This window comes from Hydrophilobacter chitinilyticus (genome assembly GCF_049860745.1).
Classification (GTDB): domain Bacteria; phylum Pseudomonadota; class Gammaproteobacteria; order Burkholderiales; family Burkholderiaceae_C; genus Rhodoferax_B.
Window position 1 is genome coordinate 2,264,391 of record NZ_CP187561.1, and the last position, 13,382, is coordinate 2,277,772.

Consider the following 13,382-nt stretch of genomic DNA (forward strand, 5'->3'; position numbering starts at 1 on the left):
TGCCAGTCTCTTTTTGAAGGCTGCAGCAGACCGTCCTTTTCGTGGATAGCGTCCATATGCTTGGAATGCTTCTATCGAAGGACGGTTTTTTCATTTCGAAAATGGATGGCATGCGCATAGGCTAAGGGCTCGTTCCGATCCACGAGATCCCGCAGCCCATGACATTTTTTTCGTTGTTTAACCCAGCCCGCGCGAGGCCGTCGTCGTGACCGCGCCCGACACCGTCGCGCTGAAGACCGACGTGCTGGTGATCGGCGGCGGCATGGCCGGCGCGTGGGCCGCCATTGCTGCGAGCCGCGCAGGCGCTGCGGTGATCTTGGTGGACAAAGGCTACTGCGGCACCAGCGGTGTCACCGCTACCGCCGGGCCGGGCCACTGGTGGGTGCCACCCGACCCGCCGGATGCGCGGCCCAGCGCCATCGCCGCACGCAACCTGGGCGCGGCTGGCTTGGGTGACCCGCAGTGGATGGCGGGTGTCATCGACCTCACCTGGCGCGTGCTGCCCACCTTGGCCAGCCACTACAACTTCCCGCGCAACGAGGCCGGTGCGCTGCAGTACCGTGGCCTGCGCGGACCGGAATACATGCGTGCGCTGCGCAGTCTGGCCCTCGACCTGGGCGTGCGTATTCTGGACCACTGGCCTGCGCTGGAACTGCTGCGCGCAAGCGACGGCAGCATTGCTGGCGCGCGCGGCGTGCAACGCCAGCACGGCAACTGCCCTTGGCAGATCAGCGCCGGGGCCGTGCTGCTGGCGACCGGCGGCACCAGCTTTCGCTCGCACTTGCTGGGCGCTCACAACAACACGGGTGACGGTTACCTGATGGGCGCGGAGGCAGGCGCCACGTTATCGGGCATGGAGTTCACCGCCGCCTACACGGTGGCGCCGAAACGCTCGAACATGACGCGCGCCATGTCGTACGCCTACGCCAGCTACACCGATGCGGCTGGCCGTGCACTGGAGGTGCCGGCCGGCCCCGACAACAGCCGTGCCCTGGCGCGCGCGTTGCTGCAAGGCCCTGTCTTCTGCCGCTTCGACCGCATGCCCGATCAGGTGCGCCACTGGTTGCCCACCATTTCACCCAACGTGATGCTGCCTTTCGACCGCTGGGGCATCGATCCCTGGCACGACCGCTTCGAGGTCACCCTGCACAACGACGGCACCATTCGTGGCACCGGCGGCCTGCGGGTGACCGGTGGCGACTGCAGCGTGGGTGTGCCCGGCCTCTACGCCGCAGGAGACGCGGCCACGCGTGAACTGGTGGCTGGTGCCATCTCGGGTGGTGGCGCGCAGAACTCGGCCTGGGCGCTGTCGTCGGCGCATTGGGCCGCACGTGCTGCTGCGGACTTCGCACGCCAACGTGCGCCTGTGGTCAGTGCCCTGGAGCCGTTGGGCCAGGCCGGTTTGCGGCCCGCACGCGGCGTGCGCGAGGTGGACACGCGGCAAGGGGTAGTGGCTGTGCAGGCGCAGATGCACCCTTATGACCGCAACCTATTCCGCACCGGCGCGGGCCTGCAAGATTCAGCGCGGGTTCTGGAATCGGTGTGGAGCGAGCTGTGCGACCACGGCCATGATCCCGTTGACCCATTGCGGCTGCGCGAGGCAGCGGCCATGGCCGCGACCGCACGCTGGTCCGTCGCGGCCGCCCTGCAACGCCGTGAAAGCCGTGGCATGCACCAGCGCGACGACCACCCCGCCAGCGACCCTGCCCAGGCGCACCGCCTAGAGGTTGGCGGACTCGACAACGTGTGGGTGCGGCCCGAAACCCAAGCACCCCGGCCTCCGGCCATCGCAGAACCCCAGCAACTGACCACCCTTGTCTAACAAGCCCTCATGATTGAACTTGTCTACTCCGACGCCTGCACGGCTTGCGGCGATTGCGTCACCGCATGCCCCACCAACGTCTTCGACATCGGCGCTGACGGCCGCCCCGTGATTGCGCGGCAAGCCGACTGCCAAACCTGCTTCATGTGCGAGTTGTTCTGCCAGGCCGACGCGCTGTTTGTAGCGCCAGACTGCACCGGCCCCACGCCGCTCGATCCTGCCGCCGTGCGCCAAGCCGGCCTGCTCGGCCAGTTTCGCCGCGACTCCGGCTGGCATGAGTGGGAGGGTAGCCGGGCCAACGAACACTGGCGCATGGACGAGGTGTTTCGCATGGCGCGCACGCTGCCGTCCAGTGCTGCAGCCGCACCACACACCTCGCTCAGCCAAACAACCTGAACCTCATTACTTCACCAAGGAATCTTTCCATGTCCCTCGAATTCATTGGCTACATCGGCACCCAGCACAGTTCCGAAATCATCGATGCGCCGCGCTCTGGCCTCGACCTCGCACACGTGGAGGAAGCAGCCCGCATCCACGAGCAAGGCGGCTTTGACCGCGCGCTGGTGGCCTTTCATTCCACGTCTCCAGAAAGCATTCTGGTGGCGGCGCACGCGGCTTCAGTCACCAAGCGCCTGGGCTTCATGGTGGCGCACCGGCCGGGCTTCACGCAGCCGACGCTGGCGGCGCGTCAACTCGCCACGCTGGACGTCATCACCGGCGGCCGCTCGGCCGTGCACATCATCACCGGCGGCAACGAGGTCGAGATGCGCCAGGACGGCAGCTTCATCGACAAGGAGGAACGTTACGCGCGCAGCGACGAATACCTGGAAGTGGTGCGCAAGGTCTGGACGAGTACCGAGCCCTTCAACCACCAAGGCCGCTTCTACCGCTACGAACAAGCTTTCTCGCATGTGCGTTCGCCGCAGGTGCCGCACATTCCGGTGTACTTCGGCGGTTCGTCAGACGCGGCCATCGAGGTGGCCGGCCGCCATGCCGACGTGTACGCGCTGTGGGGCGAAACCCACGACCAGGTGCGGGAGACGGTGGCGCGTGTGCGTGCCGCTGCCGCGAAGCATGGCCGCACGATCCGCTTCAGCCTGTCGCTGCGTCCCATCCTGGCCGACACCGAAGCAGCGGCCTGGGCGCGTGCCGACCGCATTCTGGAACAAGCCCGCGCCTTGGCCGCACGCAACGGCAAGCTGAACAAAGCCGCGCCGCTGAATGTCGGTTCGCAGCGCTTGCTGGCCGCAGCCGCCCAAGGCGACCGCCTCGACAAGCGCCTGTGGACCGGCATCGCTGGCCTGTTGGGCGCGCAAGGCAATTCGACCGCACTGGTTGGCACGCCCGAGCAAGTGGCCGATGCCTTGCTGGACTACCGCGACCTGGGCATCAGCACCTTCTTGATCCGTGGCTTCGAGCCGCTGGCCGATGCGGTGGCCTACGGCCGCGACTTGTTGCCCCTGGTGCGGGCGCAGGCGCTGAACCGTCCTGATTTGTCGAAGCACAGTCAGGCGGTGTCCGAGGCGGTGGCCGCCTAGTCCCTGCACTCGGATCGGAGGAGGGATCAGGGCGCCGTCAAGTGGGTGAACAGGCGGTGTTCACATTCTGGGTCGCTGCATTTGTCGCACGCCCAGACCCAGTTTTTTGATCCCTTTAAGCTTTTTGTGCCGTTAGCGCCTGGTGTAGCTGCGGAGACTGCTGCGAAGTTGATAGCAAGCAGGGCATTGTGCAGCCGGTCTTCGCCCGTGCCGTAGACCACCTTGTAGGCCACACCGCCGTTCGCCAATTGGCTGCGCAGCAGCGCGTCAATCGGTTCGCGTACATGGGCTCCATCGCGCTGCAGGCCGTCTGCCACCCAGGGCAAGTCCAGGCCGGTGACCAAGGTGTGGGTGAAGGTTTTCTGGTGCGCCAGCGCCATGGGGTAAAGTGTCGCGTCTTGAAACAGCCAGTCGCTGTAGACGGCGGTCATCAGCGGGGTGGTGTCGGCGATGACGTAGGCTGGTCGCTCGGGGTGGTCGGTCGGCTCGGTGGCCAGGCGTTCGGCGGCCTCTACTACGCGCCGCGCTTGGGTTTCGGCAATCGCCAGTTGTTCATCAGGGCGCGGCGTGCGGCCTTCGATGTCGCACCATTCGCGCAGCCATTCGGCAACCACGGCCACGCGGTGGCCCTGCGCGGTCAAGGCTTGCGCCATGGCGGCGGCGAGCGCGGTTTTGCCGGTGCTTTCGGTGCCGAGCAGGGCCACCGTGATGATGGTTCTTTTCACGGCTGTGTTTGACCCTTAAGCCGCGCCTGCCAAGCCCGCCAGCCCGCCACACTCAAGCCGATGAACAAGGTGTAGAGCACGGCGGTGAGCCACAGACCTTTGTAGGCGAACAGCCCCACGCTGACGGTGTTGACCGCCACCCAAATCAGCCAATTTTCAACGTATTTACGCCCCAGCAAAAATTGCCCAACCAGGCTGACGGCCGTGGGGAATGCATCCCACCACGGCACATCGGTGTTGGTAAAGTTTTTAAGAATGAGGCCGGTAACAGGCCACAGTACTGCGCAGGCTGCTATGGTTTTGACGAAGCCGCTGCGGGTTAGCCGCTGCACATGCAAGTGCTGGCCATCGGCATTGTGGCCGCGCAGCCACTGCCACCAGCCCCAAAACGCCACCACCACAAAAACACCTTGCAGCGCCGCATCACCATACAAGCGGTTGCGCCAAAAAAGCTCGCCATAGAGCAGCGAACTGGCAATCGCCAGCGGCCAACCCCAATGGATTTCGCGGATGTTGCAGCCGACCATCACAAGGGCGAGCACCACAGCGACAAGCTCTAGCCAAGTCGTTGGCGCACCCCAAAGCGTGAATGCGCTCTGCTCGGCGAGCGCCCATAACCAATCCCAAACAGCGGTCATTTCAATTCAGAGCGAGACAGGGCTTAACAGTCGTGCAGGTCGTGACCGTCTTCATCATGGGATGCCGCGGAACTGGCTTTGCCAGGCCGCAGGCTTCGCTCCCTGCAAGGGGGTTGGCGCAGCGACACGTAGTGCGCGAAGACTGGGGGTGTTCACTTCGTGCTTACGTGAACGAAGATTTCGTTGGGTTTGACCATGCCGAGTTCTGTTCTAGCACGGTCTTCCACCATCTCAAGACCCTCTTTCAGGTCGCGTACCTCGGCCGTGAGGCGGTCGTTGGCCAACTGCGCGGTGGCATTTTTTTCTTTTTGTTCAGCCAGTTTGATGCGCATCTGGCCAACTTCGGGAATGCTGCCGCGGCCCAGCCAAAGCTGGGCGTGCAGCACGGCCAACAAGGCCAGCAAAACGGCGGGAACGAGGCGTGAGCCCATGTCGGAGGGTCAGGTTAGGCCAAGCCACAAAACAAAACCCCGACCCGCGCTCCTGCAAAGAAGAGCAACTGGGAGGCGGGGTGTTGTCAGCGGCATGGCCGAGCCAGCTTTCAGCGCAAGTTGTAGAACGCAGCGCGGCCAGGGTAGACGGCGATTTCGCCCAGGTCTTCCTCGATGCGCAGCAGTTGGTTGTACTTGGCCATGCGGTCCGAGCGGCTCAAGCTACCGGTCTTGATCTGGCCGGCGTTGGTGCCCACAGCGATGTCGGCGATGGTCGAGTCTTCGGTTTCACCCGAGCGGTGGCTCACCACGGCGGTGTAGCCCGCGCGCTTGGCCATCTCAATGGCGGCGAAGGTTTCGGTCAGCGTGCCGATCTGGTTGATCTTGATCAGGATCGAGTTGGCGATGTTCTTCTCGATGCCTTCTTGCAGGATCTTGGTGTTGGTGACGAACAGGTCGTCGCCGACGATTTGCACCTTCTTGCCCAGGCGGTCGGTCAGCAGCTTCCAGCCGTCCCAGTCACCTTCGGCCATGCCGTCTTCGATGCTGATGATGGGGTACTTGTCGCACCACGTGGCCATCACGTTGATCCACTCTTCGCCGGTCAATACCAGGCCTTCGCCTTCAAGGTGGTACTTGCCGTCTTTGTAGAACTCAGAGGCGGCGCAGTCCAGGCCCAGGGCGATTTGCTCGCCAGGCACGTAGCCAGCGGCGGTGATGGCGTCCAGAATCATCTGGATGGCCGCTTCGTGGTTGGCCACGTTGGGGGCAAAGCCACCTTCGTCGCCCACGGCGGTGCTGATGTTCTTGTCGTGCAGGATTTTCTTCAGCGCGTGGAACACCTCGGCGCCGTAGCGCAGCGCTTCGCGGAAGCTGGGAGCGCCCACGGGGATGATCATCAACTCTTGCAGGTCGAGGTTGTTGTTGGCGTGCTCGCCACCGTTCATGACGTTCATCATGGGCACGGGCATTTGCACCGCGCTCATGCCGCCGAAATAGCGGTACAGCGGCAGGCCAGACTCTTCCGCTGCGGCGCGCGCCACGGCCATCGACACGGCCAACATGGCGTTGGCACCCAGGCGGCCCTTGTTTTCGGTGCCGTCGAGGTCGATCAGGGTCTTGTCGAGGAAGGCTTGTTCAGAAGCGTCGAGGCCGAGCACGGCTTCGGAGATTTCGGTGTTGATGTTTTCAACGGCCTTGAGCACGCCTTTGCCCAGGTAACGTTTCTTGTCGCCGTCGCGCAGCTCAATGGCTTCGCGCGAACCTGTGGACGCGCCCGATGGCACAGCCGCACGGCCCATGACGCCGGATTCCAGCAACACGTCGCACTCGACGGTAGGGTTGCCACGCGAGTCGAGAACTTCGCGGCCGACGATATCAACAATTGCACTCATTTTTTTCCTTAAGGCTATAAAAATAATCTCAATCTTCGCGCTTGGTCGCCTGCAGTGACTTACACAGGCGCGGCGACGCCCTCGACCAACACCATGTTGAAGAACGTGGTGGCGCCTTCTCGTTTGGCGCGTGCGGCACGGTATTGTTCGGCGTCGTAGAAGTTTTTGGCGGCTTCATAACTGGGGAAGCGCAGCATCGCGATGCGGGCTGGTTCCCAGTCGCCTTCCAGGGTCTCGAAGCGGCCCCCGCGCACCAGGTATTCACCACCCGCTGCAGCCACTGCCGCAGGGGCCTCCGACATGTACTTTTTGTACTGCTCCATGTCGGAGATCTGCATGTCAACAATCAAGTAAGCAGCGGGCATGGTGTGTCCTGATGAATTTGCTGTTATGGCGCTAACAAGGCGCGAAATTTCAGTTGAACGAATTTTCGAGGAAGCCGTTTTTTTTCGTGATCTGGTCGAGTCCGACCAAGGTCTCCAACAAGGCCTTCATGTGTTTGAGGGGCACGGCGTTGGGGCCGTCGCTCATGGCGACTGCAGGGTTGGGGTGGGTCTCCATGAAGAGGCCCGCCACACCTACGGCCACTGCGGCGCGTGCCAGCACTGGCACCATCTCGCGCTGGCCGCCAGAGCTGGTGCCCTGGCCGCCGGGGAGCTGAACCGAATGCGTTGCGTCAAACACCACCGGCGCACCGGTCTCGCGCATGATAGACAGGCTACGCATGTCGCTGACCAGATTGTTGTAACCAAAACTCGCACCGCGTTCGCAGGCCATGAAGTTGTCTTCAGGCAGGCCTTTTTCGCGCGCGGCGGCACGGGCTTTGTCGATCACGTTCTTCATGTCGCCAGGGGCCAGGAACTGGCCCTTCTTGATGTTCACCGGCTTGCCGCTTTGGGCGACCGCGCGGATGAAATCGGTTTGGCGGCACAGGAAGGCCGGGGTCTGCAACACGTCGACCACGCTGGAGACGGCGGCCACTTGGGATTCGTCGTGGATGTCGGTCAACACCGGCAGGCCCAACTCGCGCTTCACCTTGGCCAGAATCTCCAGGCCTTTCTCAAGACCTGGGCCACGGAAGGTGGTGCCACTGGAGCGGTTGGCCTTGTCGAAGCTGCTCTTGAAGATGAACGGAATGCCCAGCGCGGAAGTGATTTCCTTCAGCGTACCGGCGGTGTCCATCTGCAATTGCTCGGACTCGATCACGCACGGGCCAGCAATCAGGAAGAAACGGTGCTCAAGGCCAACGTCGAATCCACAGAGTTTCATGCCGTCACGCTTTCTGTCTTGGTCGCCGCTGGGGCTGGTTTGTGCTGGTCCACTGCTGCCTTCACAAAGGCGTTGAACAGCGGATGGCCGTCCCACGGGGTCGACTTGAACTCGGGGTGGAACTGCACGCCGACGAACCACGGGTGCACGGTCTTCGGCAGTTCAACGATTTCGGTGAGCTGCTCGCGTTGCGTCAGCGCCGAGATCACCAAGCCAGCATCGCGCAGGCGGTCCAGATACTGCACGTTGGCTTCATAGCGGTGGCGGTGACGCTCGGTCACCACGTCACCATAGATGCTGTGCGCCAGTGTGTCTTTGGCCACGTCGGAGCTTTGTGCGCCCAGGCGCATGGTGCCGCCGAGGTTGGAGTTCTCGTTGCGCGTCTTGATGGTGCCGTCGGCATCTTTCCACTCGGTGATGAGGGCGATGACCGGGTTGTCGCAGGTGGCGTCGAACTCGGTGCTGTTGGCACCGGGCAGGCCGGCCACGTGGCGCGCGAATTCAATGGTGGCCACTTGCATGCCCAGGCAGATGCCCAGGTACGGCAGCTTGTGCTCACGTGCAAAACGGGCGGCGCAGATTTTGCCTTCCACACCGCGCTTGCCAAAACCACCGGGCACCAGCACGGCGTCGAACTGGTCGAGGCGCGAGACGGTTTGCGGGGTGATGGTTTCCGAGTCGATGTACTCGATCTTCACGCGCACATGGTTCTTCATGCCAGCGTGGCGCAGCGCTTCGTTGAGCGACTTGTAGCTGTCGGACAAATCGACATACTTGCCGACCATGGCGATGTTGACTTCGCCGCGTGGGTGCTCGGTCTCGTAGACCAGATCGTCCCAGCGCTTGAGGTTGGCCGGTGGCGTGTTCAGGCGCAGCTTGTCGCAGATCAGGCCGTCCAGGCCTTGCTCGTGCAGCATGCGCGGCACCTTGTAGATGGTGTCCACGTCCCACATGGAGATCACACCCCATTCAGGCACGTTGGCAAACAGCGAGATCTTGGCGCGCTCTTCGTCCGGCACCGCACGGTCGGCTCGGCAGAGCAGGGCGTCGGCTTGAATGCCGATTTCGCGCAGTTGCTTGGCGGTGTGCTGGGTGGGCTTGGTCTTGAGTTCGCCGGCCGCAGCAATCCACGGCAGGTAGCTCAAGTGCACAAAGGCCGAGTTGTTGGGGCCGAGCTTCAGGCTCATCTGGCGCACGGCTTCGAGGAACGGCAGCGATTCGATGTCGCCCACGGTGCCGCCGATTTCCACAATGGCTACGTCCACAGCGTCGGGCTCACCCACACGGGCGCCGCGCTTGACGAACTCTTGGATCTCGTTGGTGACGTGGGGGATCACCTGGACGGTTTTGCCCAGGTAGTCGCCGCGGCGCTCTTTGTCGAGCACGCTTTTGTAGATTTGGCCGGTGGTGAAGTTGTTCGCACGGCGCATCTTCGATTCGATGAAGCGCTCGTAGTGGCCGAGGTCAAGGTCGGTTTCAGCGCCGTCGTCGGTGACAAAAACCTCGCCGTGTTGCAACGGCGACATCGTGCCCGGATCTACGTTCAAGTAGGGGTCGAGCTTGATTAAAGTGACTTTAAGGCCTCGCGATTCCAGTATCGCAGCGAGGGAGGCTGAGGCGATTCCCTTGCCCAGGGAAGACACCACACCGCCAGTGACGAAGACGAATTTGGTCATGTCGTGGTCGGGATTTGATCCCGGGGGAGGTGGTAAACGCAGATTATAGAGGGGCGCGGCACTGTTTCCTTGACGTGTTACGTAACCCCGGTCTGGGATGTGGGGCTTTACGCTGGAGATACTTGGTGTCCCCTCTGATTTAGCTTGCTCTGCTACATTGCGCCCGATGGAACTCAACCCGCTTCCCATGACAAGCTCTGCACCTTCAAGCACCCCGGTTGGTGAACTCGCCGGCCGCCACATTGTGCTCGGCCTCTCCGGCGGCATCGCCTGCTACAAGTCGGCCGAGCTGTGCCGGCTGCTGATCAAAGCCGGCGCCACGGTGCAAATTGTGATGACCGAGGCGGCCACGCAATTCATCACGCCGGTGACCATGCAGGCCCTGAGCGGGCGGCCGGTGTACGGCTCGCAGTGGGATGCGCGCGAGCCCAACAACATGCCACACATCAATTTGAGCCGCGAAGCCGACTTGATTTTGATTGCGCCGTGCAGCGCCGACTTCATCACCCGCCTGGTGGCGGGCCGATCTGATGAACTGCTGAGCCTGCTGTGTCTGGCCCGCCCCGTAGACCGCGTGCCGCTGCTCATCGCCCCGGCGATGAACCGCGAAATGTGGCTGCACCCGGCCACGCAGCGCAACCTGCGCCAGTTGCAGTCTGATGGCGCGGTGCTGCTGGGCGTGGGGAACGGTTTGCAAGCCTGTGGTGAAACCGGCGACGGCCGCATGCTCGAAGCGGCGGAGTTGCTGGAAGAGGTCATTGCGCACTTCGTGCCTAAAACCTTGGCTGGCCAGCGTGTGCTGGTCACCGCCGGGCCGACCTACGAAGCGATTGACCCGGTGCGTGGCATCACCAACTTGTCGAGCGGCAAGATGGGCTTTGCGATTGCGCGCGCCGCACACCAAGCCGGCGCCGAAGTCACTTTGGTGGCGGGCCCGGTGAGTTTGCCCACGCCGCGTGGGGTGGAGCGCATCGATGTGCGCTCGGCCGCGCAGATGCTGGCCGCGGTGCGCCCGTTGTCAGACCACGCCTCGGTGTTTGTCGCCACCGCCGCCGTGGCCGACTGGCGCCCGGCCAACGCCAGCGAACACAAGATCAAAAAAGACGGCTCGGGCAAAACGCCGCAGCTTGAATTCACCGAGAACCCCGACATCCTGGCGACCGTGGCCCAAAGCCCGCGTGCGCAGGCAGGGCAGTTGTATTGCGTGGGTTTTGCGGCCGAAAGCCAAGACCTGCTGGCCAACGCCCAAGCCAAGCTGGCGCGCAAAGGGGTGCCGCTGCTGGTCGGCAACATTGGCCCAGCCACCTTCGGACAAGACGACAATGCACTCTTGTTGGTTGATGCGCAAAGCGCGGTGGAATTGCCGCGCGCAAGCAAACGCTTGCTCGCCGGCCAACTGGTCGCCGAAATCGCCCACCGTTTGAATGCCGCCAAGCCGACGACCTGAGTCGTCTTGCAGCTTGTTTCTTGCTTCTTATTTTTAGACGGCACCTTTGTGGGTGCCCAACTTCTGTAATCGTTTTAGCTTTATGAAAATCGACGTCAAAATCCTCGACCCCCGCATGGTCGACCAACTGCCCACTTACGCCACGCCCGGTAGCGCCGGTCTCGATCTGCGTGCCTGCCTGGACGCGCCGCTCACGCTGGGGCCCAACGCTTGGCAGCTGGTGCCCACCGGCATCGCCATCTACCTCAAAGACCCTGGTTACGCGGCCATGATCCTGCCGCGCTCCGGCCTGGGCCACAAACACGGCATCGTGCTGGGCAACTTGGTAGGGTTGATCGACAGCGACTACCAGGGCCAACTGATGGTCAGCGCCTGGAACCGCAGCGACAAGGCTTTCACGCTGGAACCCATGGAGCGCCTGGCGCAACTGGTCATCGTGCCCGTGGTGCAGGCAGAGTTCAACGTGGTGAATGAGTTTGTCGCCACGCAGCGCGGCGAGGGCGGCTACGGGTCAACGGGCAAGGCTTAATTACTACAGGCTTGCGACTGGTTTGCTACTGCTTCAGTAGCAGCCTACGCACTCCAGCACGGCGCTGGAGGCGTATTTTTCTTAAGAAGATTAGTGCAGCGTCTCGTTGCCAGGCGCGCTGCTTTGCACCTTGAAGAAGCCGGTGCCAGCGGTGCCGCCGCCAATTTCTTCTTCGGTCGCCTCTCGCACACTCTCCACCTTCAAATGCAGGCGCAGCGCAATGCCCGAGAGCGGGTGGTTGCCGTCCAGCACCACGTGTTCGGGGTAGATGTCGGTCACGATGTAGAGGCGGTCGCGCGGCATTTCGGGGTTCATACCTTCGGGCAGGGCAGCGCCTTCAAAGCTCATGCCGGCTTCCAGCACGCTGGGGAACAGGGCGCGCGGCTCCAAAAAGATCAGTTGGTCGTTGAAATCGCCAAATGCGTCTTCGGGCTCCAGGTGCAGGTCCAGCGTATCGCCGGCCACATGGCCCTGCAGCGCTTCTTCCACCTTTTTCAGCAGGTCATCGCCGCCCACCAGAATCTCCACCGGGTCGCTGAGCACGTCGAGTTCTTCGCCGAGCGTGTCCTTCAAAGTCCAGGTGAGGCCAACGACACATTGAGGGGTGATTTCCATAACTAGAGCGGGCTGCGTGGGCAGCCTGATGATCAAAAAAGTATGCGATTGTAGGCAGCGCCATCGTCCTTTGTCGCCAGGGGGCTTACAAGCTGTGCATCTCGCCTATATTCACGGCCAACCAACGCTTTCTCCAACAGAAAAATATGATCCCTATCGACACCCCCCTGGCCTTGCTCAACGGCCTCACGCCCAGCCAGTTCATGCAACGCCACTGGCAGAAAAAGCCTTTGCTGATTCGCCAGGCCATTCCAGGCTTTCAAGCGCTGCTGGACCGCCTCGCGTTGTTTGACTTGTCCGAGCAGGAAGGTGTTGAGGCCCGGCTGATCCAGCAAACCCCCAAGGGTTGGAAGATGCGCAACGGCCCGCTCGGCAAACGCGCGCTACCTGCCGTGAAACAAGCCAACTGGACGCTGCTGGTGCAGGGCGTGGACCAACACGTCGAAGCCGTGCACGCGCTGCTGCAGCAATTTCGCTTTGTGCCTGACGCGCGGCTCGACGATTTGATGATCAGCTACGCCACCGATGGCGGCGGCGTTGGCCCGCACTTCGACAGCTACGACGTGTTTTTGCTGCAAGCCCATGGCCGCCGTCGCTGGCGCATTGGCAAGCAAAAAGACCTGACCCTGGTGGACGGCGCGCCCCTGAAGATCCTGCAGAACTTCGAGCCCGAAGAAGAGTTTGTGCTGGAGCCCGGCGACATGTTGTACCTGCCGCCACGCTACGCCCACGATGGCGTGGCCGAGGGTGAGTGCATGACGTATTCCATCGGCTTTCGCGCGCCCAAACGCGGCGAGCTGGCACGCGAGCTACTGCAGCGCATCGCCGAAGAGGCCGACGATGCCGTGGGCGTTGATCTGTACCGCGACCCGCAACAGCCTGCGGTGGATGCCCCGGGCGCCATTCCCGCGCCGCTGCAAGGCTTTGCCGCCGACGCGCTGAAAGAACTGCTGGGTGACCCGAAAGCCCTGGCCTGCGCGCTGGGCGAGGTGTTGACCGAGTTGAAGGCGAACATCTGGTTTGGTGAGGGTGATAGTGATGGCAATGGCGAAGCCGAGTTGCCCGTTGCAGGCGAGCACGGCTTGACGCTGGACCGCCGCACACGAATGATGTACGACGCCCACCACGTCTTCATCAACGGTGAAAGCTACCGCGCCGCCGGCCGCGATGCCACCCTGATGCGCCGCCTGGCCGACCAGCGCAGCCTGACTGCCAAAGAACTGGCACGCGCCAGTGAAGGCGCGATGGACTTGATCGCCGCGTGGTGCGAGGACGGTTGGGCGCACGCAACGTAAACA

At 62.8% G+C, this 13,382-nt stretch carries 14 protein-coding genes; 6 read left to right on the forward strand and 8 right to left on the reverse strand.

Going from position 1 to position 13,382, the window contains the following annotated elements:
* Positions 1-205: 205 nt before the first annotated feature.
* The 3 genes from ACPWMG_RS10165 to ACPWMG_RS10175 are packed head-to-tail and all read left to right on the forward strand — an operon-like array spanning position 206 to position 3,360.
* On the forward strand, positions 206-1,822 hold the full coding sequence (locus ACPWMG_RS10165) for an FAD-dependent oxidoreductase (protein WP_483304521.1): 1,617 nt from the start codon (positions 206-208) through the stop codon (positions 1,820-1,822).
* 9 nt (positions 1,823-1,831) lie between these two features.
* The gene (locus ACPWMG_RS10170) at positions 1,832-2,218 is read left to right on the forward strand and encodes a 4Fe-4S dicluster domain-containing protein (protein WP_483304522.1); all 387 of its coding nucleotides are present in this window, start codon (positions 1,832-1,834) and stop codon (positions 2,216-2,218) included.
* A 29-nt stretch (positions 2,219-2,247) separates the two neighbouring features.
* The gene (locus tag ACPWMG_RS10175; RefSeq protein WP_483304523.1) at positions 2,248-3,360 is read left to right on the forward strand and encodes an LLM class flavin-dependent oxidoreductase; all 1,113 of its coding nucleotides are present in this window, start codon (positions 2,248-2,250) and stop codon (positions 3,358-3,360) included.
* Between the two features lie 26 nt (positions 3,361-3,386).
* On the opposite strand, the gene ACPWMG_RS10180 is transcribed toward ACPWMG_RS10175, so the two are convergent.
* From ACPWMG_RS10180 to ACPWMG_RS10210, 7 genes are all read right to left on the reverse strand, one after another.
* Positions 3,387-4,085, reverse strand: a complete 699-nt coding sequence (locus ACPWMG_RS10180) for an AAA family ATPase (RefSeq protein WP_483304524.1) — start codon at positions 4,083-4,085, stop codon at positions 3,387-3,389.
* Complete coding sequence (pnuC, locus tag ACPWMG_RS10185) at positions 4,082-4,723, reverse strand: nicotinamide riboside transporter PnuC (RefSeq protein WP_483304525.1); 642 nt, start codon at positions 4,721-4,723, stop codon at positions 4,082-4,084. The genes ACPWMG_RS10180 and pnuC overlap by 4 nt, the downstream gene beginning before the upstream one ends.
* Before the next feature lie 152 nt (positions 4,724-4,875).
* Positions 4,876-5,154: a septum formation initiator family protein gene (locus ACPWMG_RS10190; protein WP_483304526.1), complete on the reverse strand. Its 279-nt coding sequence runs from the start codon at positions 5,152-5,154 to the stop codon at positions 4,876-4,878.
* Between the two features lie 110 nt (positions 5,155-5,264).
* Positions 5,265-6,548, reverse strand: coding sequence for a phosphopyruvate hydratase (gene eno / locus ACPWMG_RS10195; RefSeq protein WP_483304527.1), 1,284 nt, complete (start codon positions 6,546-6,548; stop codon positions 5,265-5,267).
* A gap of 59 nt (positions 6,549-6,607) precedes the next feature.
* The gene (locus tag ACPWMG_RS10200) at positions 6,608-6,913 is read right to left on the reverse strand and encodes a DUF1330 domain-containing protein (protein WP_483304528.1); all 306 of its coding nucleotides are present in this window, start codon (positions 6,911-6,913) and stop codon (positions 6,608-6,610) included.
* Positions 6,914-6,962: 49 nt separating this feature from the next.
* A complete protein-coding gene (gene kdsA / locus ACPWMG_RS10205; protein ID WP_422828998.1) occupies positions 6,963-7,817 on the reverse strand; it encodes a 3-deoxy-8-phosphooctulonate synthase in 855 nt (284 codons plus the stop codon).
* Positions 7,814-9,493 carry a CTP synthase gene (locus ACPWMG_RS10210; protein WP_483304529.1) on the reverse strand — a complete coding sequence of 560 codons (1,680 nt, stop codon included), beginning with the start codon at positions 9,491-9,493 and terminating at the stop codon, positions 7,814-7,816. The genes kdsA and ACPWMG_RS10210 overlap by 4 nt, the downstream gene beginning before the upstream one ends.
* Before the next feature lie 187 nt (positions 9,494-9,680).
* Here ACPWMG_RS10210 and coaBC point away from each other — a divergent pair, with 187 nt between their 5' ends.
* Both coaBC and dut read left to right on the forward strand, forming a co-directional pair.
* On the forward strand, positions 9,681-10,940 hold the full coding sequence (gene coaBC, locus ACPWMG_RS10215) for a bifunctional phosphopantothenoylcysteine decarboxylase/phosphopantothenate--cysteine ligase CoaBC (RefSeq protein ID WP_483304530.1): 1,260 nt from the start codon (positions 9,681-9,683) through the stop codon (positions 10,938-10,940).
* Positions 10,941-11,022: 82 nt separating this feature from the next.
* Entirely contained in the window at positions 11,023-11,469 is a 447-nt protein-coding gene (dut, locus tag ACPWMG_RS10220) for a dUTP diphosphatase (RefSeq protein WP_483304531.1), read from the forward strand.
* Between the two features lie 90 nt (positions 11,470-11,559).
* On the opposite strand, the gene ACPWMG_RS10225 is transcribed toward dut, so the two are convergent.
* A complete protein-coding gene (locus ACPWMG_RS10225; RefSeq protein WP_483304532.1) occupies positions 11,560-12,084 on the reverse strand; it encodes an FKBP-type peptidyl-prolyl cis-trans isomerase in 525 nt (174 codons plus the stop codon).
* Positions 12,085-12,233: 149 nt separating this feature from the next.
* Between ACPWMG_RS10225 and ACPWMG_RS10230 the strand changes: the two genes are divergently transcribed.
* Positions 12,234-13,379, forward strand: a complete 1,146-nt coding sequence (locus tag ACPWMG_RS10230) for a JmjC domain-containing protein (protein ID WP_483305224.1) — start codon at positions 12,234-12,236, stop codon at positions 13,377-13,379.
* The last annotated feature ends 3 nt before the right edge of the window (positions 13,380-13,382 follow it).